The 25,505-nt window shown below is 73.0% G+C and carries 19 protein-coding genes; 6 read left to right on the forward strand and 13 right to left on the reverse strand.

The genetic code is table 11. The annotated features are described in order from the left end of the window. Positions 1-230: 230 nt before the first annotated feature. On the forward strand, positions 231-4,883 hold the full coding sequence (locus HD601_RS12535; protein ID WP_184822336.1) for a ThuA domain-containing protein: 4,653 nt from the start codon (positions 231-233) through the stop codon (positions 4,881-4,883). Positions 4,884-4,946: 63 nt separating this feature from the next. Here HD601_RS12535 and pstB read toward each other — a convergent pair whose 3' ends face one another. The 9 genes from pstB to HD601_RS12580 form a co-directional block, all read right to left on the reverse strand. Next, positions 4,947-5,726: a phosphate ABC transporter ATP-binding protein PstB gene (gene pstB / locus HD601_RS12540; protein ID WP_184822338.1), complete on the reverse strand. Its 780-nt coding sequence runs from the start codon at positions 5,724-5,726 to the stop codon at positions 4,947-4,949. A gap of 18 nt (positions 5,727-5,744) precedes the next feature. Next, on the reverse strand, positions 5,745-6,857 hold the full coding sequence (gene pstA, locus HD601_RS12545; protein WP_184822341.1) for a phosphate ABC transporter permease PstA: 1,113 nt from the start codon (positions 6,855-6,857) through the stop codon (positions 5,745-5,747). Beyond that, complete coding sequence (gene pstC, locus HD601_RS12550; protein WP_343076500.1) at positions 6,857-7,735, reverse strand: phosphate ABC transporter permease subunit PstC; 879 nt, start codon at positions 7,733-7,735, stop codon at positions 6,857-6,859. Before pstC ends, pstA begins: the two co-directional genes overlap by 1 nt. A 210-nt stretch (positions 7,736-7,945) precedes the next feature. After that, positions 7,946-9,091, reverse strand: a complete 1,146-nt coding sequence (gene pstS, locus HD601_RS12555) for a phosphate ABC transporter substrate-binding protein PstS (protein ID WP_221440886.1) — start codon at positions 9,089-9,091, stop codon at positions 7,946-7,948. A gap of 204 nt (positions 9,092-9,295) precedes the next feature. Beyond that, on the reverse strand, positions 9,296-10,213 hold the full coding sequence (locus HD601_RS12560; protein ID WP_184822347.1) for an NUDIX hydrolase: 918 nt from the start codon (positions 10,211-10,213) through the stop codon (positions 9,296-9,298). Further along, on the reverse strand, positions 10,213-11,850 hold the full coding sequence (locus HD601_RS12565) for a CHAD domain-containing protein (protein ID WP_184822349.1): 1,638 nt from the start codon (positions 11,848-11,850) through the stop codon (positions 10,213-10,215). The genes HD601_RS12560 and HD601_RS12565 overlap by 1 nt, the downstream gene beginning before the upstream one ends. After that, positions 11,847-13,925 (reverse strand): RNA degradosome polyphosphate kinase, encoded by a 2,079-nt coding sequence (locus tag HD601_RS12570; protein WP_184822351.1) that lies wholly within the window; start codon positions 13,923-13,925, stop codon positions 11,847-11,849. Before HD601_RS12570 ends, HD601_RS12565 begins: the two co-directional genes overlap by 4 nt. Positions 13,926-13,975: 50 nt before the next feature. After that, positions 13,976-14,620, reverse strand: coding sequence for a response regulator (locus HD601_RS12575; RefSeq protein WP_184822353.1), 645 nt, complete (start codon positions 14,618-14,620; stop codon positions 13,976-13,978). Further along, a complete protein-coding gene (locus tag HD601_RS12580) occupies positions 14,608-15,867 on the reverse strand; it encodes a sensor histidine kinase (RefSeq protein WP_184822355.1) in 1,260 nt (419 codons plus the stop codon). Before HD601_RS12580 ends, HD601_RS12575 begins: the two co-directional genes overlap by 13 nt. A 132-nt stretch (positions 15,868-15,999) precedes the next feature. On the opposite strand from HD601_RS12580, the gene HD601_RS12585 reads away from it, so the two are divergent. Together HD601_RS12585 and HD601_RS12590 are read left to right on the forward strand one after the other, a co-directional pair. Next, positions 16,000-16,740, forward strand: coding sequence for an ABC transporter ATP-binding protein (locus tag HD601_RS12585; protein ID WP_221440887.1), 741 nt, complete (start codon positions 16,000-16,002; stop codon positions 16,738-16,740). Between the two features lie 2 nt (positions 16,741-16,742). Continuing rightward, a complete protein-coding gene (locus tag HD601_RS12590) occupies positions 16,743-19,283 on the forward strand; it encodes an ABC transporter permease (RefSeq protein ID WP_184829761.1) in 2,541 nt (846 codons plus the stop codon). A gap of 5 nt (positions 19,284-19,288) precedes the next feature. Here the strand turns inward: HD601_RS12590 and mshD are convergent, their stop codons facing one another. The 3 genes from mshD to HD601_RS12605 are packed head-to-tail and all read right to left on the reverse strand — an operon-like array spanning position 19,289 to position 21,781. Beyond that, positions 19,289-20,200: a mycothiol synthase gene (mshD, locus tag HD601_RS12595; protein WP_184822358.1), complete on the reverse strand. Its 912-nt coding sequence runs from the start codon at positions 20,198-20,200 to the stop codon at positions 19,289-19,291. A gap of 2 nt (positions 20,201-20,202) precedes the next feature. Next, positions 20,203-20,976, reverse strand: coding sequence for an alpha/beta fold hydrolase (locus HD601_RS12600; RefSeq protein ID WP_184822359.1), 774 nt, complete (start codon positions 20,974-20,976; stop codon positions 20,203-20,205). A gap of 22 nt (positions 20,977-20,998) precedes the next feature. Then, entirely contained in the window at positions 20,999-21,781 is a 783-nt protein-coding gene (locus tag HD601_RS12605; protein ID WP_184822361.1) for a response regulator transcription factor, read from the reverse strand. A gap of 93 nt (positions 21,782-21,874) precedes the next feature. On the opposite strand from HD601_RS12605, the gene HD601_RS12610 reads away from it, so the two are divergent. After that, complete coding sequence (locus HD601_RS12610; RefSeq protein WP_221440891.1) at positions 21,875-22,717, forward strand: alpha/beta hydrolase; 843 nt, start codon at positions 21,875-21,877, stop codon at positions 22,715-22,717. A gap of 7 nt (positions 22,718-22,724) precedes the next feature. After that, complete coding sequence (locus tag HD601_RS12615) at positions 22,725-22,997, forward strand: MoaD/ThiS family protein (protein WP_184822363.1); 273 nt, start codon at positions 22,725-22,727, stop codon at positions 22,995-22,997. A 4-nt stretch (positions 22,998-23,001) separates the two neighbouring features. Here the strand turns inward: HD601_RS12615 and HD601_RS12620 are convergent, their stop codons facing one another. After that, on the reverse strand, positions 23,002-24,417 hold the full coding sequence (locus HD601_RS12620; protein WP_184822365.1) for a PQQ-binding-like beta-propeller repeat protein: 1,416 nt from the start codon (positions 24,415-24,417) through the stop codon (positions 23,002-23,004). Positions 24,418-24,610: 193 nt separating this feature from the next. On the opposite strand from HD601_RS12620, the gene HD601_RS12625 reads away from it, so the two are divergent. After that, on the forward strand, positions 24,611-25,453 hold the full coding sequence (locus tag HD601_RS12625; protein ID WP_184822367.1) for a hypothetical protein: 843 nt from the start codon (positions 24,611-24,613) through the stop codon (positions 25,451-25,453). Positions 25,454-25,505: the final 52 nt, after the last annotated feature.

Genomic DNA, 25,505 nt, shown 5'->3' on the forward strand with positions numbered 1-25,505 from the left:
TGTTGATCATGGGGAAGGTCGGTTTCTGCGGCGCCGTTGAGCCGACCTTCTCCATGATCATCAAGGATCGGCCGCGCTATGACGTGGTCGATCCTTGATGATCATGGGCGGGGTGGCCGGGGGCGCACGCCAGGCGGCGCATGTCTTGACAGGAGGCACCCGGCACCGACACTCTTGATCGCGGTAAGCGCTTTCCGTACGTCCTGACCCCCGCATGGACGGAGTCCCGAATGCGCCGATCCAGCCTGCTCGCAACCCTGTGCGCCAGCGCCCTGGCACTCACCGCCGCCGGCGTCCCACCGGTGGCACTGGCCGCGGAGTCCCCGCCGACGGCGGCCGCGGCCGAGGACCCGCGGTTCCGCGCCCTCGTCTTCACCAAGGTCACCGGGGAGCCGCACGAGTCGGCCGCCGCCGGCACGGAGCTCATCCAGGACCTCGGCGCCGAGCACGACTTCGAGGTGGTGGCCGACGACTCCACCGCGCTGTTCACCGACGAGGGGCTGGCCGGCTTCGACGTCGTCGTCTTCAACAACACGTCGTCGACGGCGGACGCCGCGCTGCTCGGCGAGGAGGAGCGGGCCGCGTTCACCCGCTACATCCAGGCCGGCGGCGGCTACGTCGGGCTGCACTCCGCGGCGCAGTCCGAGCCTGGCTGGGACTGGTACGCCGGCCTGGTCGGCACGACGGTCACCGGCCACGCGGACGTCGGCGAGACCGGCACCCACCCCGGCCGCATCGAGGTGCTGGACCGGGTGCACCCGTCGACCCGCGACCTGCCGCAGCTGTGGGAGCGCTCGGAGGGCTGGGTCAACCTGGCGCCGGACCCGACCGGCGACGTGCACGTGCTGGCCGAGCTGAAGCTGCGCGACGGCATCCCCGGCCTGGACTCCGGGCTCAACCACCCGTTCTCGTGGTGCCAGGTGTACGACGGGGGCCGCTCCTGGTACACCGCCGGCGGGCACGACGCCGCCGCGTTCGCGGAACCCGAGTTCGCCGGGCACCTGCTCGGCGGCCTGAGCTGGGCGGCCGGCGCGGAGCCCGGAGACTGCGGCGCCACCGACGACGAGAGCTTCGCCGTCACGCAGCTCACCGACGAGCTGGCCGACCCGTTCGAGCTGGAGGTGCTGCCGGACCGCCGGGTCATGTACATCCAGCGCACCGGGCAGTTCCGGCTGATCGACCAGACGACGCTCGAGGTCACCACCGCCGGTGACCTGGAGCTGGGCCTGAGCACGGCGCGGCACTCCGACGGCCTGACGGGGTTCGCCCTCGACCCGGACTTCGCGACGAACGGCTGGCTGTACGCGATGTACTCCGACCCCGAGGTCGCGCGGATCAACATCTCGCGGTTCACGTTCGACTTCGAGACGTCGCAGCTGGACATGGAGTCCGAGAGCCGGCTGCTGGACTTCCCGACCTGGCGCGACGTCGGCCTGGCGAACGTGCACATGGGCGGGGCGGTGGAGTTCGGCCCCGACGGCACGCTGTACGCGTCGATGGGCGACAACACCGACTTCTCGCAGTCGAACAACTACGCGCCGATCGACGAGCGCGAGGGCCGGGCCGCCTGGGACGCGCAGGCGACGTCGGCCAACACCAACGACCTGCGCGGCAAGGTGATCCGGATCCAGCCGACCGACGACGGCGGCTACACGATCCCCGAGGGCAACCTGTTCCCGGAGTCCGACGACACCGAGGACAGGACCCGCCCGGAGATCTTCGCGATGGGCTTCCGCAACCCGTTCCGCATCACCGTCGACCAGCAGACCGGTGACGTCCTGGTCGCCGACTACGGGCCGGACGCCACCCAGCCGAACCCGGCCCGCGGGCCCGAGGGCATCGTCGAGTGGAACGTCGTCAGCGAGGCGGGCAACTACGGCTGGCCGCACTGCGTCGGGAACAACATCCCCTACATCGACTACGACTTCGCCACCGGCCAGTCCGGCGAGCCGTTCGACTGCGCCGGCGGCCCGGTCAACGACTCGCCGCACAACACCGGGCTGCAGCAGCTGCCGCCGGTGCAGGAGGCCTACGTCTGGTACAGCTACGCGACGTCACCGCAGTTCCCGGAGCTGGGCAGCGGCGGCGCGGCCCCGATGAGCGGCCCGGTCTACGACTACGACCCGGACCTGGAGTCCGACACCAAGTTCCCCGAGTACTACGACGGCACGTGGTTCGTCTTCGAGTACTCCCGGAACTGGTACAAGACGATCACGCGGGCCGAGGAGTCCGGCGACCTGCTCTCGATCAACCCGGTCTTCGGCTCGACGACGTTCCGCGGCCCGTTCGATGCGGCGTTCGGCCCGGACGGCTCGATGTACGTCATCGACTTCGGCTCCGGCAGCGGCGCCGGGCGCGGCGACGTCAACGACGGCGCCGGCATCTACCGCATCGACTACGTGGGCGGCGACCGGCCGCCGACCCCGAAGGCGGCCGGCACTCCGACGTCGGGGCAGCTCCCGCTCACCGTCGAGTTCTCCAGCGAGGGCACGGAGCACTCCGCGGGGCTGCCGATGACCTACCACTGGTCCTTCGGCGACGGCGCCACCTCGGACGAGCCGAACCCGTCACACACGTACACCGAGGCGGGCAACTACACCGCGCTGCTCACCGTCACCGACAGCCGCGACCGCAGCTCGGTGGCCGCGGTGCGGATCGCCGCCGGCAACACCCGGCCCGAGGTCGCGTTCAGCTGGCCGCCGCACGGCGGCTTCTTCGACTGGGGCGACGAGGTCGCCTACGACGTCACGGTCGACGACGCCGAGGACGGCAGCATCGCCGGTGGCGAGATCGAGTGCGGCGCCGTCACCGTCGGGGCGCTGCTGGGACACGACCAGCACGCGCACCCGCTGGACAACTACCCGCACTGCACCGGGACCGTCCCGACCATCACCGACGGCGGGCACGGGCAGGAGACCAACCTCTACTACGTGCTGGAGTCGAGCTTCACCGACGCCGGCGCGCCCGGGGTCGAGCCGCTGACCGGCGGCGACTCGGTCCGGCTCAACCCGAAGCGGCGCGAGGCCGAGCACTTCTCCGCCGCCGAGGGGGTCCAGGTGTTCGAGCGGCCGCTGGCCAGCGCCCGGGCCCGGGTGGGCAGCATCTCGCACGGCGACTGGATCCGGTTCGACACCGTCCACCTGGCCAACATCGAGTCGCTCACCGTCGGCGCCTCCGCGTCGGCCCACGGCGGCACCGTCGAGGTGCGTCGCGACGCCCCCGGCGGCGAGCTACTGGGCTCGGTGGACGTGCCGGTCACCGGCAGCGCGGACACCGTCGTCGAGCGGACGACGGACCTTGTCGACCCCGGCGAGACGTTCGACGTCTACCTGGTCTTCCGCAACGAGGGTGTCACCGCGGACCTGCTCGCACTGGACTGGGTGCGCTTCAACGGCGACGGCGTCAGCGTGCCGGCGCCGCCGTGCGCGGACGGGGGTGTCGACGAGTTCGACGGCGACGCCCTGGACCTGTCCTGCTGGTCCTCGATCGTGCGCCACGACCCGGCCGGTTACCACGTGGCCGACGGGAGCCTGGTGCTGCCGACGGCGCACGGCGAGCTGACCTCGGCCCAGGCCGACGCGACGAACCTCGTCATGCGGCCGGCGCCCGAGGACGGCTGGACCGCCACCACGCGGGTCACCGCCGACGTGGGGACGGCGTTCCAGCAGGCCGGGCTGGTGCTGCACGGCGGCGACGCGGACTTCGCGAAGCTCGTCGTCATGGCCCGGCCCGATGGCACCCGGCGGATGTCCTTCTTCACCGTCGCCGGCGGGCAGGAGCGCAACACCTCGGCCGACTACGTCGCGCTGCAGGCGGACTTCCCGGACACCTTCGAGCTGCGGCTGGTCAGCGACGGACTCGAGGTGACGGCGGAGTACTCGGCCGACGGCGAGAGCTGGCTGCCCGTGGGCCGGCCCTACGGCCTGGGCGCGGCGACCTGGAACGTCGGCGTGCTGGCGCTGTCCGGCGGCAACGGCGACCCGGCCATCCCCGTCGTCGACGTCGCGTTCGACCGGTTCGAGCTGGCCGAGTCCGAGCCGCAGGTCTGCCCCGACCCCGAGCCGGCCGACGGCTTCACCGCCCTGTGGGACGGGAAGACGCTGGAGGACTGGGAGATGGTGGGCAACGGGTCGTTCACCGTGACGTCGGACTGCACGCTGCTGAGCCGGGGCTCCGGCGGCCTGCTCTGGTACACGCCGCAGGCCTTCGGCGACTTCCACCTGAGGCTGGAGTACCGGATGAACAACGCCTCCGACAACTCCGGGGTGTTCCTGCGCTTCCCGGCGCCGCTGGACTGGGAGGGCCCCTGGGTCCGCCAGCCCGACGACAGCGTGCGGGGCTACGAGGCGCAGGTCCACGACGACCCGGGCGGCGGCGACCCGCAGAAGACCGGCTCGATCTACAACTTCGCCACCATCACCGACGTCCTGGCGAACCCGATCGGGGAGTGGAACACCTACGAGATCCGCGCGGTCGGGCAGACCTACACCGTCTGGCTGAACGGCGAGCTCGTGAACACCTACACCGGTGACGGGAGCCGGGCGCTCGAGGGGCACATCGGCTTCCAGAACCACCACGACGGCTCCGACGTCGAGTTCCGCGACGTCTGGATCGCGGCGGTCGACGCCACCTGCCCGCAACCCGACGCCCGGGCGACGGTGGTGGTCGGCAGCGTCGACAGCGGCGTGCCGAACCGGGCCGCCGCCGACGGCTGCACGATCAACGACCTCATCGACGACGACGGGGAGTGGGAGTCCGCCGGGGCGTTCGTGCGCCACGTCGAGGAGGTCCTGGACCAGCTGCTGGCCGATGGTCTCGTCGACGCACGTGAGGCCGGGGCCATCCGGCGTGCCGCGCTGACGTCGGGCGTGGGCCGGGGCTAGAACGCGTCGCGCCCGCCACGAGGAGCTCGTGGCGGGCGCGGTCGCGTGCCGGGTGGTGCCTCGTCAGCCGAAGCGGCCGGAGACGTAGTCCTCGGTGGCCTTCACGCTGGGGTTGGTGAAGATCTTCGTGGTGTCGTCCATCTCGATCAGCTTGCCGGGTTTGCCGGTGCCCGCGATGTTGAAGAACGCGGTGCGGTCGCTGACCCGGGCGGCCTGCTGCATGTTGTGGGTGACGATGACGATCGTGTAGCTCTGCTTCAGCTCGCCGATGAGATCCTCGATGGCCAGCGTCGAGATGGGGTCGAGCGCCGAGCAGGGCTCGTCCATCAGCAGGACGTCGGGCTGGATGGCGATGGCGCGGGCGATGCACAGGCGCTGCTGCTGACCGCCCGAGAGGCCGGAGCCCGGCTTGTCGAGGCGGTCCTTGACCTCGTTCCACAGGTTCGCGCCCTGCAGCGACTTCTCGACGGTCTCGTTGGCCTGGCTCTTGCTCATGCGGCTGCTGTTGAGCTTGATGCCGGCCAGCACGTTGTCGCGGATGGACATGGTCGGGAACGGGTTGGGCCGCTGGAAGACCATGCCGACCTGGCGCCGGACCGTGACGGGGTCGACGTTGGACCCGTAGAGGTCCTCGCCGTCGAGCAGGACCTTGCCCTGCACCCGCGCGCCGGGGATGACCTCGTGCATGCGGTTGAGGGTGCGGATGAAGGTGGACTTGCCGCAGCCGGACGGCCCGATGAAGGCCGTGACCGAGCGGGGTTCGATGGCCATCGACACGCCCTCGACGGCCAGGAAGCTGCCGTAGTAGACGTTCAGATCGCCGACGTCGATGCGCTTGGACATGGTGGCGGTTTCCTTGCTCTAGCGGCCGGTCTTCGGGGCGAACAGGCGGGCGATGAGTCGGGCGACGAGGTTGAGCAGCATGACGATGAGGATCAGGGTCAGTGCCGCGGCCCACGCCCGGTCGAAGCTCGGCTGCGGTGACGAACCCGACAGCGGTCGCATCGCTTGGCTGTAAACGTACGCGGGCAGCGACATCATCCAGTCGGAGAACGGGTTGGTGTTGATCGACGCCGTGAAGCCCGCGGTGACGATCAGCGGCGCGGTCTCGCCGACGACGCGGGCGATGGCCAGCGTGGCGCCGGAGGCGATGCCGGAGATGGCCGTGGGGACGACCACCCGCACGATGGTGCGCCACTTGGGCACGCCCAGCGCGTAGGCGGCCTCGCGCAGCTCGTTCGGGACGATGCGCAGCATCTCTTCGCTCGAGCGCACGACCACCGGGATCATCAGCACCGACAGCGCGACGGCGCCGGCGAAGCCGTTGCGGGTGCCGACGCCGAACAGCACCGCGAACAGCGCGGCGGCGAAGAGGCCGGCCACGATGGACGGGATGCCGGTCATGACGTCGACGAAGAACGTGATGGCCCGGGCCAGCCGGCCGCGGCCGTACTCGACCAGGTAGATCGAGGTGAGCAGGCCGATGGGCACCGAGATGATCGAGGCCAGCGCCGTGATGAGGAACGTGCCGACGATGGCGTGGTAGGCGCCGCCGATGTACGGGGCCGCGCCCTCGAGCGCCTGCTGGTCGTTGAGGCCGGTGACGTTGCGCATCGACGTCTGGAGGAAGTCGAGGCTGAACCGCTCGAGGCCGTTGTCGAGCACCGACCAGATGACCGAGATCAGCGGGACCAGCGCGATGCCGAACGCGGCGTAGACCAGCGAGGTGACGAGCTTGTCGACGGCCTTGCGCCGGCCCTCGACCACGGCGGAGAGCACGGTGTTGACGACGATGAAGACCAGCACCGACAGGACGGCGAACCGGACCGGCGAGAACCCGCCGAACACGACCGACAGGCCGGCGCCGGCCGCGATGGACGCGGCCAGGACGACCTGGGTGGTGTAGCGGGGCAGCTGGTTGTGGGCCAGCGAGCTCGGGGCCGGGCTGGCGGGCGGCTTGGTGGCGACGGACATCAGTTGGCCCCCGAGAACTCACTGCGGCGCGACACGATCCAGCGGGCGAACATGTTGACGGCGAGCGTGATGACGAACAGCACCAGGCCCGCGGCGATGAGCGTGTTCGTCTTGAGCCCCGACGACTCGGGGAAGTCGAGCGCGATCTCCGCGGCGATGGTGCTGTTGCCGGCGGTGACCATGGACCAGGTGAAGCCGCCGGTCGAGAGCACCATGGCGACGGCCATGGTCTCGCCCAGCGCGCGGCCGAGGCCGAGCATGATGCCGGAGATGATGCCGGGCCGGCCGAACGGGATGACCGCCATGCGGATCATCTCCCAGCGGGTGGCGCCGAGCGCCAGCGCGGCTTCCTCGTGCAGGGTGGGCGTCTGCAGGAAGACCTCGCGGGAGATGGCCGTGATGATCGGCAGGATCATGACCGCCAGCACCAGGCCGGCGGTGAGCATCGTGCGCCCGGTGGCCGAGGCCTGGCCGGAGAAGATCGGGATGAAGCCGAGGTTGTCGGCGAGCCAGGCCCAGGCCGGCTGCACCTGCGGCGCCAGCCACTGGATGCCCCAGAGGCCGAACACGACGCTGGGGATGGCGGCCAGCAGGTCGACGACGTAGCCGAGGCTCTGGGCCAGCCGGCGCGGCGCGTAGTGCGAGATGAACAGCGCGATGCCCAGCGCCAGCGGGGTCGCGACGACGAGCGCGATGATCGCCGCGGCGAGCGTGCCGAAGACCAGCGGCCAGACGTAGGAGAAGAAGCCCTCGCCGCCGTCGATCTCGGACGGGTCGGCCGTGAACGTGGGCAGCGCCTCGCTGATGAGGAAGACGGCCACGCCGGCCAGGATGAGCAGGATCAGGACACCCGCCACCAGCGTGGACCGGGAGAAGATGCGGTCACCGGCCCGGGTCCGGACCCGCGGCGCGGCTGGTGCGGGCTTCTGGGTGGGTGGTGGGTTCGCGGTGGTGGTCACGGCGTCAGCTCCGGCTCAGTGGAGGTCTCGCGGGGTCAACCGGTGGTCGTGCGGACGCCGGGCGGTCCGCCCCCGACTGGGGACGGGCCGCCCGGCGACATGGAACGTCCTGCGCACAGGATAAAACCGTCAGCCGACCTCGATGGACTCGACGACGGCCTGGACCTCGGCCTGCAGCTCGGGCGAGATCGGGGCCGAGCCCGCGGCGTCGGCCGCGGCCTGCTGGCCCTCGTCGCTCGCGACGTAGCCGACGTACGCCTTCACCAGGTCGCCGACCGCCGGGTCGGAGTACGCGGTGCAGACGATGGTGTACGAGACCAGCACGATCGGGTAGGCGCCGGACTCGGTGGTGTCGCGGGCCAGCTCGAGCGCGAGGTCGTTCTCGGCCCGGCCCTCGGCGCGCGGCGAGGCGTCGACGACGGCGGCAGCGGCCTCGGCCGAGTACTCGACGAACTCCGAGCCGACGCCGATGGCGGCGGTCTGGAGGTCGCCCACGGCGGCGGCGCTGGCGTAGCCGATGGTGCCCTCGGCGGCCTGGACGGCCGCGATGACACCGGCGGTCTGGGCGCCGGCCTCGCCACCGAGGTCAGGCGGGAAGACGCCGTCGGCCTCGTGGGTCCAGGCGTCGGGAGCGGCGGCGATCAGGTACTCGACGAAGTTCTCCGTGGTGCCGGAGTCGTCCGAGCGGTGCACCGGGGTGATAGCGGTGTCCGGCAGCGTCGCGTCGGGGTTGTCCGCCGCGATGGCCGGGTCGTTCCAGGTGGTGATGGTGCCGTTGAAGATGTTGGCCAGCGTCACCGGGCCCAGCTGCAGGTTGTCGACACCCGGCAGGTTGTACGGGATGGCGATGGGGTCGATGAACAGCGGGAGGTCGACGGCGGGAGCGCCACACGCGGTCTCGGCCGCGGCGAGCTCCTCCTCGTCCAGCGCGGCGTCGGAGCCGGCGAACGCGACGGCGCCCGAGGTGAACTGCTCACGGCCGGCGCCGGAGCCCTCGGGAGCGTAGTTGATGGTCACGTCGGGGTTCGAGCCCTGGAAGCCGGCGATCCACGCCTGGACCGCGGACTCCTGCGAGCTGGCGCCCGCGCCGTTCAGGGTGCCGGAGAGCTCGCTCGCGGGCTCCTCGCCCCCGGCCGTCTCGCTGCTGGAGTCGTCCGGCGTGTCCTCGTTGGAGGTGTCGGTCTCGGGGTCCGAGCCACAAGCAGCCAGCACGAGGGCGGCCGCGCTGGCGACCGCAACGGGTGCCAGCGTGCGGCGCACGATGCTGAGGTTCACGTCTGGTGTCCTTCCTGGACCTATTCGTCCTTGCGTATCGCCTAGAACGTAGATTTCGGAGGTGACGCCGTTCCCCGCTGAGAGTGAACGGGGAATGAACGGCTGGCGCAGAGCAGACGACATGTCTCTGACCGTGTGATGGCCGTCACGTGAACGGGCCGAGTGGTCGGTTTCGGGATGATCACGACCCGCCGTTGAGCGTGGTCACAGGTCGATAACCGGCGGTGGACCGGCCCCCTGCGGCAGGTGTCGCTCGACGGCGGTCACGTGCCCGTGCTCGTGGTGCAGGACGGCGAACCCGCCTGGCTCGAGACCGTCGCCGGGATCGACGCCGGCGGCCTCGAAGAGCATGGGCAGGATCGGCCGGTGCGAACACACCAGCGCGGCGTCGTCGCGCAGCAGCGTCCGCAGGATCGCGACGGCGGGATGCCGGCCGTCGCCGGCGCGCAGGCTCTCTTCGGACAGGTGCGGCTCCAGCTCGACCACCAGGCCCTGCTTGCGGGCGAACGGCCGCACGGTCTCGGCACAGCGCACGGAGTCGCTGGAGAGCACCCGGCGCAGCCCGAGCGTGCTCAGCGCCTCGCCGAGCGGCCCGAGGTCGGCGGTCCCCTCGGCGCTCAGCGGCCGCTCGATGTCGGGGCCGGTCCAGTCGGTGCGGTGGACGGCGTGGGCGTGGCGCAGCAGCACCAGCGGCGTGGTCCGCAGCGGCCCGCGCAGGGCGGTGCGGACGAGCTCGGCGTCGCGCTCGTAGCTGAGCCGCCGGACCGCCTCGCCCGCCGGCAGGAACACGACGTCGTCGACCTCGTGGTCGGGCAGCCGCGGCACCGGGTGCGGGTCGGCCTCGGCCAGCCAGTACCGGACCACCTTCGGCCGGCCGGTGGCCACGTAGTGCTGCGACGGCAGCGGCCGGCCCAGTGTGACGCGGTGCCCGGTCTCCTCGAACACCTCGCGGACCGCGCACGTCATGATGTGCTCGCCGTCGTCGAGCTTGCCCTTGGGCAGCGACCAGTCGTCGTACTTGGGCCGGTGCACGAGGCAGATCTCGACCCGCCCCTCGGGCGCGTCCTCCTGGTTCCGCCACAGCACCGTTCCGGCGGCGAGGACGGGATCTCGCCTGGCCATCACGGCTCGAGCCACCGCCGCCACTTGGGCCGGCGCACCTGCGGCCAGGACTCGGCGAAGGCGGCCCGGGCGGCGTGCACGTGGGCCCGCTCGTTCGAGGCCAGGACCCCGAGCGCGAACGCGACGTCGGCGGACGCGAGATCGGAGTGGGCCAGCTCGCGGGCCTTCGCCGCGGCCATGGCGGCGTCCTGGTGCTCGCCGAGGATCTCGGTGACCTTCTCGATCTGCCTGGCGAACGCCTTGGCGTCGCCGCCGAGGGTCGGGGCGACGGCCTCGGCGGCGTAGCGGGTGCGCTTGGCGGCCAGCCGGGCGTCGTGCCACTCCTCGTCGGGGGCGGCGTCGGTGAGGCCGTCGGCGGCCTGGTCGAGCTTCGCCCACGCCTTCTCGACCAGCGGCGGCAGCACGTCGCGCGACGGGCGCTCGACGTCGGGGCCGGCCAGCGGCCGGGCGACCGCACGGACCAGGCGGTCGTGCAGGGCGAGGTAGCGGTCGTCGTCGAGCAGCTCGCCCACCCGGGCCCGGGCGTCGGCGACCGTGCCGCCCAGGACCTCGGCGAGCAGCTGCTTCACCTCGGTCGCGGGGAGGTCGGACGGAAGGTCGGCGCAGTGCCGGTCCAGCCGCTCGCGCAGGACGTCGCCCTCGCGCAGCTCGCCGAGGCTGCGGGCGAACCAGCCCAGCTCGGCGCGCAGCTCCTCGGCCCACGGCTTGTCGAGCAGCGGCCGGAACGTGCGCAGTCCGCTACGCAGCCGCCGGGCGGCGACCCGGAGCTGGTGCACGGCCTCGGGGTCGGCCGGCTCGCGGCGGAACGCGACGTCGGCCGCGCGCAGCGCCCGCACGTGCGTGGACAGGTACGCGACCAGGGTGTCGCGGGCCGGATCCTTTGGCTTGGGGACGGGGAGCTCGGGCACCTCGGGCGGCGCGGCGGCGTTGGGCCCGAGCGCACGGACCGCCTTGGCGACGAACTCGCCGCCGACGGCGCCGGCCTCGCCCAGTGCCTCGGCCACGGACGCGATGAGCGGGCCGCCGCCGATCTCTTCGAGCTCGATCTCGCGGAACCGGGCGGCGACGGTGCCGTCGGAGCCGACCACGTGGACGGTGTCGTCGACGAGCTCGCCGACGTCGCCGTCGTCGGAGCGGATGACCTGGCGGGCGCGGGTGGTGCGCAGCGTGGAGACCAGGACCAGCGGCTCGGTGCGGGTGATGACCCGGACGAGGACGGCCAGCTCGGCGGGCGGCGTGCGCGGGCCGGGAGCCGGCCTGTCGCCGTCGGACGAGGGGACGGGCTCGGCGCCGTCGGCCGACGGGCTCGGCTCGAGCGGCAGCCGGATCTCGTCGCGGGCGTTGAGGCCGGCCGGGACCTTGAGGTGCCAGCCCTCGTCGTAGCCTCCTTGCCCGAGGTTCGCCTCTCCGCCGAGGGCACGGGTGACCCTTCGGCGCAGCGTGATGCCCTCGCGGGCGAGGCGGAGGTCGGGGGTGTCGTAGTAGGCCGACTCGAGCTCGACCACGCCGAGGTCGTCGACGGCGGAGACGCCGGCCAGCGTGGAGAGGTCGGGAATGCGGAACAGCCCGTGGACGCGGAACTTCTGCTCGACCTCACGGGCGGTGTGTGGTCGAGCCGTCTGCTCCGCACGGCTCACGTGGTGGACCTCCGGCGCTGCTTGCGTTCGATGAGGACCTGCTGCATGTCGGCGAGCGGCTCGCCGTCGGGACCGAAGTGCACGCGGTCCCAGGTGCCGTCGGGCCGCAGGTGCCAGGAGGCCGTGCCGGGATCGAAGGCGAGGTCGTACAGGCCGTCGATCTCTTGCAGGTGCTCGGGCCGGCGCAGCTTCACCAGCGCCTCGACGCGGCGGTCGAGGTTGCGGTGCATGAGGTCGCCGGAGCCGATCCAGTGTTCGACGTCGCCGCCGTTCTCGAAGGAGTAGATGCGGGAGTGCTCGAGGAAGCGGCCGAGGATGCTGCGCACCCGGATGTTCTCGGACAGCCCTTCGACGCCGGCGCGGATGCTGCAGATGCCGCGCACCCAGATGTCGACCGGCACGCCCGCCGCCGACGCCTCGTACAGGGAGTCGATGATGGCCTCGTCGACGAAGCTGTTGGCCTTGAACCGGATGCGCGCCGGGCGGCCGGCGCGGTGGTGCTCGATCTCGCGGTCGATGCGGTCGATGATGCCGGTGCGCAGCGAGTGCGGCGCCACCAGGAGCCGCTGGTAGTCGGACTCGAGCGAGTACCCGGACAGCGTGTTGAAGAGGTGGTTGAGGTCCTCGGCCACCTCGGGGTCGGCCGTCAGCAGGCCCATGTCCTCGTAGATGCGGGCCGTGCGCGGGTGGTAGTTGCCGGTGCCGATGTGGCTGTAGCGGCGGATGCCGCCGCCGGCCTCGTCGCGCACGACCAGGCAGAGCTTGCAGTGGGTCTTGAGCCCGACCAGGCCGTAGACGACGTGGACGCCGGCCTGCTCGAGCTTGCGCGCCCAGCTGATGTTGGCCTGCTCGTCGAACCGGGCCTTGATCTCGACGACGGCGAGCACCTGCTTGCCGGCCTCGGCGGCGTCGATGAGCGCGTCGACGATGGGGGAGTCGCCGCTGGTGCGGTAGAGCGTCTGCTTGATGCCCAGCACGCGCGGGTCGGCGGCGGCCTGCTCGACGAAGCGCTGCACGCTGGTCGAGAAGGAGTCGTACGGGTGGTGCACGAGCACGTCGGACTTCGAGATGGCGGCGAACATGTCGGCGGGCGACGCGGACTCGACGTCGCGCAGGTCGCGGTGGGTGGCCGGCAGGAACGGCCGGTAGCGCAGCTCGGCGCGGTCGAGGTCGGCGATGGCGGTGAGGCCGGTGAGGTCGAGCGGGCCGGGCAGCGAGAACGTCTCGCCGTCGCTGACGCCCAGCTCGCGCTGGAGCAGGTCGAGGACGTGCGGGTCGACGGTCTCTTCGACCTCGAGCCGGACCGCCGGGCCGAACCGCCGCCGCATGAGCTCGCGCTCCATGGCGGTCAGCAGGTTCTCGGCGTCGTCCTCCTCGACCTCGACGTCCTCGTTGCGGGTGACCCGGAAGGTGTGGTGCTGCAGGACGTCCATGCCGGGGAACAGCTGCGACAGGTGCGCGGCGATGACGTCCTCGAGCGGGACGAAGCGCTGGTCGGCGACCGGCAGGAAGCGGGGGAAGTTGGGCGGGACCTTGACCCGGGCGAAGTGCTCGGTGCCGTTGCGCGGGTTGCGGACCACGACGGCGAGGTTCAGCGACAGCCCGGAGATGTACGGGAACGGGTGGGCGGGGTCGACCGCCAGCGGCGTCAGCACCGGGAAGATGCGCTCGCTGAACAGCCGCCGCAGCAGGGCGTGCTCGGCGTCGTCGAGGTCGTCCCAGCGGGCGATGTCGATGCCCTCTTTGACCAGCGCCGGCAGCACGTCGCTGCGGAAGCACTTGGTCTGCCGGGCCATGAGCTCGCGGGTGCGCTCGAGGGTGCGTTCGTGCACTTCGCGCGGCATCATGCCGCTGACCGAGGGGAACGCGACGCCGGCGGCCAGGCGCCGCTTCAGCCCGGCGACGCGGATCATGTAGAACTCGTCGAGGTTGCTGGAGAAGATGGCGAGGAACCGGGCTCGCTCGAGCAGCGGGATGTCGGGGTCCTCGGCCAGTTCCAGTACCCGGGTGTTGAAGGCCAGCCACGACAACTCACGGTCGAGGTAGCGCTCTTCCGGCTTCGTCGACTCGGCCATGGCTCAATGCTGACACGGGCGAGTGAACAGTGGGTAGCTCGGGAGGGGCCTCATGATTCGAGATATGCCAGGACCGCCCGCACGCGCCGGTGACCGGCGTCGCCCTGGGCCAGCCCGAGCTTGGCGAAGATGTTGCGGATGTGCTTGCTGACGGCGGTCTCGGTGACCACCAGGCGGGCGGCGATGTCGGGGTTGGCCAGGCCCTCGGCCATGAGCGCCAGCACCTCGCGCTCGCGCGGCGTGAGCGTGCGGATGGGGTCGTCGGCGCGGCGGCGGACCATGAGCTGGGACACGACCTCGGGGTCCATGACGGTGCCGCCGCCGGCCACGCGGTGCAGCGCATCGAGGAACTCGCCGACCTTGCCGACCCGCTCCTTGAGCAGGTAGCCGACGCCGTCGGCGCCCCCGGCCAGCAGCTCGGTGGCATAGCTGTCCTCGACGTAGGCCGACAGCACGAGGACGGGGAAGCCGGGCCGCTCGCGCCGGGCGGCGGCCGCGGCGGCGATGCCCTCGTCGGTGAAGCCGGGCGGCAGCCGGACGTCGACGACGGCGGCGTCGGGCGTCTGTGCGGCCAGAGCGGCGAGGAAGTCGTCGGCGTTGTCGACGGCGGCGACCACCGCGATGCCCTCACTGGCCAGCAGTAGCGCCAGGCCCTCGCGGAGCAGGGTGTCGTCCTCGGCGATCACGACGCGCACGGGATCACCGCCCGCACGAGCGTGGGGCCGCCGGGCGGGCTGGTCACCTCGGTGCGGCCGTCGAACCCGGCCACCCGCCGGCGGATGCCGGCCAGCCCACTGCCGCCGGACTCGTCGGCGCCGCCGTGGCCGTCGTCGCGCACCTCGATCACCAGCGTCTCCTCCTCGCCCGGGGCGGCCGGGGGCCGCACCGTCGCCATGACCTCGGCATGCTCGGCGCCGCTGTGCTTGACGGTGTTGGTCAGCGCCTCGGCGACGACGAAGTAGGCGGTGGCCTCGAGCGCGGCGGGCAGCCGGCGCAGCCCGTCGGCGCGCAGCGTGCACGGTATCGCGCAGCCGGCGGCGAGCGCCGCCAGCGCGCCGTCGAGCCCGCGCTCGGAGAGGATCGGCGGGTAGATGCTGCGGACGACGTCGCGCAGCTCGCCCAGGGCGTCGGCCGCCTGGTCCTGCGCCTTGAGCAGCAGCGGCAGCGCCGAGGCGGGGTCGCGGCGCAGCGCCCGCTCGGCGATGCCGAGGTGCATGATGACGCCGACCAGCCGGTTCTGGGTGCCGTCGTGCAGGTCGCGCTCGATGCGCCGCAGCTCGGCACCGTGCGCCTCCAGCGCGGCAGCGCGGGTCGCCGTCAGCTCGGTGACCCGCTCGCTCAGCTGGGCGCCCTTGGCCGGCCGCAGCAGCCCGCGTGCCGCCCAGGCCTGCCACCGTCCCAGCAGCGGCACCAGGAGCAGCGTCAGCACGAGCCAGCCGGCGCCGATGGGCACCAGGCCCAGCGCGCCGAGCCAGGACGTCACCGCGTACGGCGCCTCGACCGGATCGTCCGCCGGCATCGCGCGCCAGTACACCAGCGCCAGGGCGGCGTTCACCGCGCTCAGCGGCAGCAGCAGCGCCCCGATGCCGACGACCAGGCCGGTGAGGCCGTGGATCAGGACCCAGCCGACGTCGCGCCGGGTGGCCGGGTCGCCGAGCAGGACCTTGGTCCGGACGGCGGGTGCGTCGGGCGAGGTGTCGTACGGCGCGGGGACCGGGCGGCAGGTGAACGCCGTGACGCGGCGGCGCTCGTCGCCGGCCCACCGGCGCACCGCCCGCACCGTCGACGGGATGGCCAGCCAGCCCACGCCGATCAGCGTGAACACGGCCACCAGCAGCACCCGGATCAGCAGGACCAGCGCGACCGCCGCGCTGACGACGCCGCGCAGCAGGAACGGCAGCGCCCGTCGCGTCGCCCTGGTCGCCGCTCGCACCCTGCCCATCACCTCAGCATGCCCGAGCGACCCCCCGCGAGTCGGTATACCCAGCACCACCATCGATCGGGGCGGCAGCCGGATCGTTCCCGCCGCGTCCGCTCCATAGCGTCGTGACCAGGCCCAACAAGGAGGAACGACGTGCACACCATGACGGCACCGGCGGTCCGGCTCGACGCCGTGACCAAGATCTACGGGAGCGGCGACCACCGGGTGACGGCGCTGCGCGAGGTCGGCGCGGACCTCGCCACCGGCACCTTCACCGCGATCATGGGCCCGTCCGGGTCCGGCAAGAGCACCTTCCTGCAGTGCGCCGCCGGGCTGGACCGGCCGACGTCGGGCTCGGTCCGGCTGGGCGACACCGAACTGTCCGAGCTGTCGGACAACGAGCTGACCGTGGTCCGCCGCGACCGCATCGGCTTCGTCTTCCAGACCTACAACCTGCTGTCCTCGCTGAGCGTCGAGGACAACGTGTCGCTGCCACTGCGGCTGGCAGGCCGCACGATCGACCCCGCCTGGATCGCCCAGGTGGCCGGGTCGGTCGGACTGGCCGAGCACCTGCAGCGGCGTCCGGCCCAGCTCTCCGGCGGCCAGCAGCAGCGGGTGGCCATCGCCCGCGCGCTGGTCACCCGGCCCGACGCGGTGTTCGCCGACGAGCCCACCGGCGCGCTCGACACCCGCACCGGCCGGCAGGTGCTCGAGCTGCTGCGCCGCGTCGTCGACGAGAGCGGCCAGACGGTGATCATGGTGACGCACGACCCGGTCGCGGCGTCCTTCGCCGACCGCGTGCTGTTCCTCGCCGACGGCCGGATCACCGGAGTCGTGGACGCGCCGACGGCCGAGCTGGTCGCCGAGCGCATGACGAAGCTCGGGGCGTGGTGATCATGCGTGACATCGCCCGCAAGACCATCAAGGGCCGCAAGGCCGGGTTCGTCGGTGCGTTCCTCGCCGTCCTGCTGGCCTCGACGCTGGTGACGGCGCTGGGGGTGCTGGTGGAGTCCGGCGTGCGGGGCGGGCTGCCGCCCCAGCGCTACGCCGGCGCCGACGTCGTGGTGGGCGGCGTGCAGGCGCTGCCGGTCGTCGAGGACACCGACCTCCCGCTGTCCGAACGGGTCCGGCTGCCGGCCGACGCCGTCGACGCCGTCGCCGCCGTGCCGGGGGTGGCCGAGGCGGCCGGCGACGTCAGCGCGCCGGTGAGCGTGGTGACGGACGGCGCGGTGGCCGAGCTGCCCCGGCCGGTCACCGGGCACGGCTGGTCGGCGGCGGCGCTCACGCCGTTCACCGTCGCCGACGGCGGATCCGCGCCCGAGCGCGACGACGAGGTGGCGCTCGAGGACGACCTCGCGTCGACCCTGGGCTCCGGGATCGGCGACCGCGTCGAGCTGGCCGTCGGCGGGGTCGCGTCGTCGTACACGGTGACGGCCGTCGTGACCCGGCCCGCCGGCGCCGACGCGCGGGAGTCGGCCGTGTTCCTCACCGACGAACGGGCCGGCGACCTGGCCGGCGCGGACGGGCGGTGGGACGCCGTCGGCGTGGTCGCGGCCGACGGGGTGGCCGCGGACGACCTGGCCGCCCGGATCGCCGACGCCGTGCCCGGCGTGCGCACCCACACCGGCGACGCCCGCGGTCACGTGGAGTTCTTCGACATCGGGCGGGCCCGCAGCGAGCTGACGTTCCTGGCGCTGTCGCTGGCCGGCACCACGGTGCTGATCGCGATGTTCGTCGTGGCGAGCACGCTGGCGCTGTCGATCCAGCAGCGGCGGCGCGAGTTCGCGCTGCTGCGAGCGGTCGGCGCGAAGCGCGGGCAGGTCCGGCGGCTGGTCGGCGCCGAGGTCATGCTGCTGGCGAGCACGGCGGCGGTGCTCGGCGCGGTGCCCGGGTACCTGGTCGCGGTCCTGCTGGTCCGCGGGTTCGCCGGTTCCGGACTGCTGCCGGCCGACTTCCGGCTCGCGATGAGCCCGGTGCCGGGGCTCGCGGCCGTCGTGCTGTGCCTGGTGACGGCGCGGCTTGCGGGCTGGGTGGCCGCCCGGCGACCGGCACGGCTGAACCCCGTCGAGGCGCTGGGCGAGAGCGCGGTCGAGCAGCCGCGGCTGGGCACCGGGCGGGTCGTCGCCGGCGTGGTGCTGATCCTGCTGGGGCTGGCGGCGTCGGGCATCCCGATGCTGGTGCCCGGCACGGTGGCCGTGGCCGGTGCGGCGGGCGGGGCGCTCCTGCTGTCCATCGGCGTGGCGCTGCTGGGGCCGCGGGTGCTCGGCGCGGCGGCCGGGCTGCTGGCCGCTCCGGTGCGGCGGCTCTCGCCCGTGCACGGGTATCTGGCGACGGCGAACATGCGGGCCAACTCGCGCCGGCTGGCGGCGGCCGTGACGCCGATCGTGCTGGCGGTCGCGGTCGTCTCCGTCCAGCTGTTCAGCCAGAGCACGCTGGCGGCCGCGGCCGGCCGGCAGACCGTCGACGGCGTCGTGGCCGACCACGTCGTCACCGGGAGCGACGGCGGCGTCGGCGCGGCGGTCACGGACGAGCTGCGACGCGAGCTGGGCGGCGACGTCACGGTGACGCCGGTCGTGCACAGCCAGGTCGTCGTCCGGTACACCGAGCTGGGCGACCCGGCTCAGGAGACGTTCGCCGCGCAGGGGCTGGACGCCGCCGGACTCGACCGCACGCTCGACCTCGAGGTCCGCGACGGCGACCTCGGCGACCTGCGCGACGGCACCGTGGCGCTGAGCCGCAACGCCTCGGCCACGTTCGGCGCCTCCGTCGGCGAGACCGTCGAGATCGTGCTCGGCGACGGCACCACCATCGAGCCGGCGGTGGTCGCGGTCTACGGCCGTGGCCTCGGTTTCGGCGATCTCACGCTGCCGCACGACCAGCTGGCGGCGCACACGACGACCGGGCAGGACAGCTGGGTGCTGATCGGCGGCGGCGACACCGATGCCGTCGGCGACGCCGTCGCCCGGGTGGCCGCGGAGCACCCGGGCCTGGTCGCCGGCACCGGCGCCGGGCTGTCCGCGGCCGGCTCGGCCGAGCGGTCGGCGGAGTCGTCCACCAGCCTGGTCGCGATCCTCGCGCTGCTCGCGTACCTTGCGGTGTCGGTGGTGAACACGCTGGTCATGGCCACGTCGGAGCGGACCCGCGAGTTCGCCCTGCTACGTCTGGCCGGGGCGGGACGGCGGCACGTGCTGGCGATGATGCGGGTCGAGGCGGCGGTGATCGTCGCGGTGTCGGTCGTCGTCGGCCTGCTGGTCGCGCTGCCGCCGCTGGTCGGGATCAGCGTGGGCCTCACGGAGTCGTTCCTGCCGTCGATCTCGCCGGCCGGGTTCCTCGGCATCGTGCTGGCGACGGCGTCGCTCGGATTCCTGGCCGTGGGCGTGCCGGCTCGGGCAGCCCTGCGGCTGCGCCCGGTCGACGCGATCGGCCTGCGCGAGTGACGCGGCTACGGCTGGGCCGGGTCGCGGCGGTAGGCGACGTCGACGGCGTGGCGGGTGAAGCCCTCGCGCTCGTACAGGTGCACGGCGGCGGTGTTGTCGCCCTCGACGTAGAGGGTGACGGTGCGGACGCCGGCCACGTCGGCCAGGTAGCGCAGTCCGGCGGTGGTCAGCGCTCCACCCAACCCGCGCCCGTGCGCGGCCGGCGCCACGCCCAGCACGTAGACCTCGCCGATCGCCTCGTCGACACCGCCGGGGCCGGGGTTGGGGTCGTGCTCGTGCACCTTCGTCCAGTGGTAGCCGAGCAGGCGGTCGTCCTCGTCGACGGCGAGCAGGAAGCCGGCCGGGTCGAAGTCGGCCGCGGCCTCGGCGGACCTGATGTCGTCGAGGGTCTGGCCGCCCTGCTCGGGGTGCCAGCTGAACGCGGCGTTGTTGACCTCGAGCCAGGCGGCCTCGTCGCCGCCGGGCTCGAACGGCCGCAGCCGGACGCCGTCGGGCCACTCGGGCTCCGGCAGCGACCCCGGGTCGACACGGCGGCGCAGCTGCAGCAGCTCGCGGGCCCGGACCAGCCCGTGCCGCCGGGCCAGGGCGACGGCGGCGGGGTGGTCGCCGTGCGACCAGATCCAGAGCTCGCCGGGGATGAAGTCGAGCAGGTCGTTGAGCAGCGCGCCGCCCAGCCCGCGTCCGCGGTGATCGGGGTCGACGACCAGCTCGGCGGCCAGCCGGTCGCCCTGGACGGCCGCGTAGGCCGCGCCCGCGAGGCGGTCGCCGGCCCGGACGGCCAGGGCCGCCGTCGACGACCCGTCGCGGGCCGCCGGGAACAGGTCGTCGCTGAACGGGGCGGCGCCGTCGGCCTCGCGCGCCCGCGCCGCCAGCACCTCCAGCTCCGCGATCTCGGCCGCGGTGAACGTGGTCGCCATGCTCACCCGGCGGCCGGGGCGCGGCGCAGCGGCGCGACCGTCGGCACCGGGTCCTCGGTGAGGAAGCCGAGCACCAGCCGGTTGACGAGGTCCGGCTTCTCCTGCGTCAGGAAGTGCGACGTGCCGGGCACGACGGCCAGCTCCGCGTTCGGCATGGCGTCGTACATCTCGACCAGGTGCGCCAGCGTGACGATGTCGTCGTCGGCGAGCATGAGCAGCGTGCGGTGCGGGACCTTCGCCAGCTCGGCGACCGGCAGGTACGGCTCGCGCCGCGACATCTCGCCGATCTTCTCGGCCACCACGCGGAAGTGGGCGGCGCCGTCGGGCGACACCTCGGCGTAGGACGGGCCGAGGAACTGCTCGAGCAGGTCGACGTCCCACGGCGCGTCGGGCACCGCCTCGCCGTCCTTGCTGAACCCGCCGCTGATCAGCACCATGCGGTTCACCAGCTCGGGGCGCTGCAGCGCGACGAGCAGCCAGACGAACGCGCCGACGCTGTGCCCCAGGACGTCGGCGGGCCGGCCGACCGCCTGCTCGAGGAACACGATCATGTCGTCGGCCATGGCCTGGAACGTGATCGGCCCCTCGACGTCGGCCGTGCGCCCGTGTCCGCGCAGGTCGGGCGTGTAGACGCGGAACCGTTCGGCCAGCGGCCCGACGTTCGGCTCGAACCAGCGCGAGTCGACCATGCCGCCGTGCAGCAGCACCAGCGGATCGCCGTCGCCCTGCTGCTCGTACCAGGTGCGGGCCGGGCCCACGGTCACGTAGTCAGCCATGGGCCGACCCTACCGGCCGGGGTCAGTCGGGCAGCGTGATGCTCATGGCACCGCGGTCGGCCCGCTCGACCCGTGCGGGCGGCAGGTCGTCGTCAGGGAGCGGGACGCTGGTCGCCGAGCGCCCCGACCGGCCCTGCTGAGGGGGGACGAAGCGGTACCCGACGTTGCGGACCGTGCCGATGAGCGACTCGTGGTCGGCGCCGAGCTTGGCCCGCAGCCGCCGCACATGGACGTCGACCGTGCGGGTACCACCGAAGTAGTCGTACCCCCACACCTCCTGGAGGAGCTGAGCGCGGGTGAACACGCGGCCGGGATGCTGCGCCAGGAACTTGAGCAGCTCGAACTCCTTGTACGTGAGGTCGAGCGTGCGGCGGGCCACCTTCGCGGTGTACGTGGCCTCGTCGATGACGAGGTCGCCGGAGCGGATCTCGTCGGGCGCGTCGTCGCCGGCCGCGGCCAGCCGGCCCTGCGCGAGCCGCAGCCGCGCCTCGACCTCGGCCGGCCCGGCGGAGTCGAGGAGGACGTCGTCGATACCCCATTCGGCGGTGACGGCGGCCAGCCCGCCCTCGGTGACGATGGCCATGAGCGGCACGTCGACGCCGGTGGTGCGGATGAGCCGGGTGAGGCCGCGGGCCTGGGAGAGGTCGCGGCGCGCGTCGACGGCGACGACGTCACCCGTGGGCGCGTCGACCAGGGCGGACGCCTCCGCCGGGAGGACCCGGACGTCGTGCAGGAGGAAGCCCAGCGCCGGCAGCACCTCGGCCGAGGGTTGCAGCGAGTTGGTCAGCAGGACGATGGTTGCCATGTCTGGACCTCCAGTCGGCCAGGTGCCCCACGAACGCACAAGGGACCTGCCGGCGTCATCGCCCAGGTCCCTTGGTGAGAGAGAATAGCTGATATGCCGGACCTCGACATGTCCGGGGCGTACACAGAACCCCGGCCGGACGCTCGCACGCAACGTTCCGGACACTCGCGCCGCCTGCTCGCGGCCGACGGGACGCTGCTGCACGCCCGCTACTTCCCGCGCCGCGGCGCCGATCACGACGGCGGCGACCGCGATCTCGCCGTCGTCGTCGCGCACGGATTCACCCAGAGCTCGCGCAGCCCGCAGATGAAGCGCATCTCCGGCTGGCTCAGCGAGCACGCGTCGGTGGTCCTGCTCGACCTGCGCGGCCACGGCCGCTCCCGCGGCCACTCCACCCTGGGCTGGCGCGAGGTGCTCGACATGGACGCCGCAGTGAGCTGGGCGCGGGCCCTGGGCTACCGGCGGGTCGCCACCCTCGGGTTCTCGCTCGGCTCCGCGGTGGCGGTCCGCCACGGCGCGCTGCACCGCGGCGTCGGCGCCGTGGCCGCCGTCAGCGTCCCCGGCGAGTGGCACTACCGCGGCACCGCGGCCATGCGCACGCTGCTGCGGCTCATCCTCACCAAGCCCGGCCGGCTGCTGCTGCGGCTGGCCCGGCGCACCAGGGTGTCGCCGGCCGGCTGGTCCACGCCCGACCCCATCGACGCCCGGGCCGCGGCCGCCGAGCTCGACGTGCCGCTGCTGGTGGTGCACGGCGACCAGGACGACTACTTCCCGGTCCACCACGCCTGGCAGGTCCACGCCGCCGCCCCCGAGGCCACGCTCTGGCTCGAGCGCGGCTTCGGGCACGCCGAGGCCGGCGCCACGGAGTCGCTGGTGTCGCGCATCGGCGCCTGGCTCGACCTGCACACGCGCGCGGTCGACGCCGTCCGGGCATGATGGCCCCATGGCGAAGGTGACCCTGCACTACTGGGCGGCGATCCGCGCCGCGGCCGGCATCCCCGAAGAGGTCGTCGACGCCGGCACGCTCGCCGAGGCGCTGGCCGCGGCCCGGGCGGCACACGCGGGAAGCCCGCGGTTCGCCCCCGTGCTCGACATCTGCGCCGTCGTGGTCGACGGCACACCCGCCGGCTCGCGCGATCACGCCACCATCGCGCTGCACGACGGGTCCGCCGTCGAGCTGCTCCCGCCGTTCGCGGGCGGGAGCAGCCCGCTCTGATCGGCTAGCCCGCGTCCGTGCGACGCCCGCCGACCACGTAGGACGTCTCGCCCACGGCACCGTCCAGGGTGGCCAGGCCGAACTCGCCGTCGACGATGTCGAAGCTCTCGTGCGGCGGGTCGATCGCCGTCGCCTCCGCACTGGCGAGGTCGACGGTCAGCGTGCCGTTCTCGGTGCCGCCGTAGACCGTGGAGTCGTCGATCGCGGCCCCCTGGATCGCGAAGTCCGTCGCGACCGGGGTGACCGTGCCGGCCTCGACGTCCAGGATCAGCGCGCCATTCGACCAGCCCGTGAACAGGCGCCGTCCGTCGGGGGAGAGCAGCGCGCCGGTGCCTTCCAGGTTGCCGGAGTCGGCGATGACCGGCTGCACGCCGGCGAGGTCGGCGGCCGACGGCGTGGCCGGCTCGTGCGTGGCGGCGTCCAGCCAGGCGACCTCGAAGGCGGTGGCGTTCTCGTCCGTCGCGCTGATGGTCAGCAGGTACTCGCCGACCAGGATCGTCATCTGGTTCGGCCCCACGGCGAACAGCAGGTCCTCCTCGTTCGGCGTCGACGTGACGTTGTTCCACGCCTCGGCGCCGTCGAACGTGCGGGCCAGCCAGCCGACGTAGGTGTCGCCGTCCTCCGACACTTCGTAGGCGATGCCGCGGACGTAGGAGATCATCAGGTCGCCGGAGACGCCCGCGAAGAACTCGTCCAGGTCGTAGTCACCGACGATCATCGGCTCCGGATCCCGGTTCACGGGGACGAACTCGGTGGCCCCCGGCTTCAGGACGAAGTCGCCGGCCAGCACGCCCTGGTCGGTCCAGTAGACCTCGGTGTGCGGGTTCTCGCCCTGCGGCACGGTGATGTGCACCGCCGCCTCGAAGGAGGGGTCCTCGCTGCCCGCGTTGCCGCCCTCGTCCCCACCCGCGTCGGCCGGCCAGGCCAGGTAGCCCCACGCCGTCGACGCCTCGGTCAGCGCGTCGCCGGCGTCGTTCTCGGTGACCAGGACGGCGACGCCAGGAGCGCCGTCGACCTCGGTGGCCCGCAGCGCCGATACCTGGCCGGGCAGCACCTCGGACTTCCACAGCCGCTCACCGGTCTCGGCGTCCAGCGCGATGATGTGCCGCGCCGTCGTGGGGTCGGTGGCGTCGGGCTCGAGGGCGAACACCGTGCCGTCGGTCATCGTGGGCCGTTCGAGGTCGGGAAGTGCCCAGCAGGACTCCGGGTCGAGGCCCTCGGGCAGCGACTGACGCAGTTCCGGCGGGCAGGCGTACTCCAGGCCGGTCTCCTCAGGGGTGGACGGTTCGTCCGACGGCGCCTCGCTGGGCGCGTCGGTGCTGGTCTCGGAGGCGGAGGGGTCGGAGTCGTCGCCGCACGCCGTCAGTGCGACCGCTGCGACGGCCAGGAGCGCCGCGATCCGGCCGCGGGTGGTGGACATGTCCAGTGGATCCTTTCGGTCGACATGTGCCCGTTCGTCATCACGTGAAACGTTGTGCCATATACCGTAGATGACGGGCGGCCGTCCAGCAGGCGAGACCGACATCACGCTGCGCCCGTCCAGCAGCCGGACTGTTGTGGACTTGTTGTCATTTCGGCGCGGGTGGGCGGTCCGGGTCTGCAAGCATTCAAAGGTGCCCTCCGTCCAAGCCTCGCTGGCCGTCGCCGCCCTCGCCGGCGTCCTGGCCCTCGCGTCGGCTTCCGGGAGCACCCTTCTGGCCGGTGGCATCGCCCTGGTCGTCCTGATCTTCACGCTCGGAGCGGTCGCCGCGGCGCGCGTGCACTCCGCCCGGTGGTCGGCCGCTGTCGCGCTGCTGGCCGCCGGCGGCGCGCTCGGCTGGACCTGGGCCGAGGGCACGTCCGACCTCACGCCCATCGCCGCCCTGCTGGGCCCCACTCTGGTGCTGTCGATCGTGGTCCAGCTCTGGCGGCGCGACGGCCGCTCCGGGCTCACGACGTCGCTGGCCGTCGCGGTCACCGCGTCGGTGCTGGCGGTCCTGCCGGTCACCTGGCTGGCGCTGCGCGAGTCCAGCGACGGGCAGTACCCCGTCGGGCTGGCGCTGCTGGGCGTGGGGGCGGTGGGGCTGACGGAGTCGCTGCCGGTGTCGCGTGCGGTCCGGCGGCTGGTCGGCGTGCTCGTGGCCGCGCTCGGCGCCGGCGCGCTGGTGCTCACCACCGACTGGATGGCCGACGCCGTGCCCGCCGTCAGCGCCGTCGTCATCGCGACCTTCACCGGGCTCATGGCGGCCGTCGCGTTCGCCGCCGTCGACCGCCTCGCCGACGAGTACACGCCGCAGCCGGTCGCCGTCGCCGTCCCCGTGGGAGCGCCCGCGGCCGCCGAGACCGGCACCGGCGACGGCGCCCAGGTCGCGGCCGTGCCGCGCGGCGCCGCGGCCTTCCTGCCGCTGCGGGTCAGCCTGCCGTTCATCGCCGCGGCCCCGGCCGCCTACGTTTTGGGCCGCATCTTCGTCAGCTGAATCCGGCTGTTCCACGGGGAATCCGCCGCGACGATCCGCGCGTTGTGCACGG

This window comes from Jiangella mangrovi, assembly GCF_014204975.1.
Taxonomy (GTDB): domain Bacteria; phylum Actinomycetota; class Actinomycetes; order Jiangellales; family Jiangellaceae; genus Jiangella; species Jiangella mangrovi.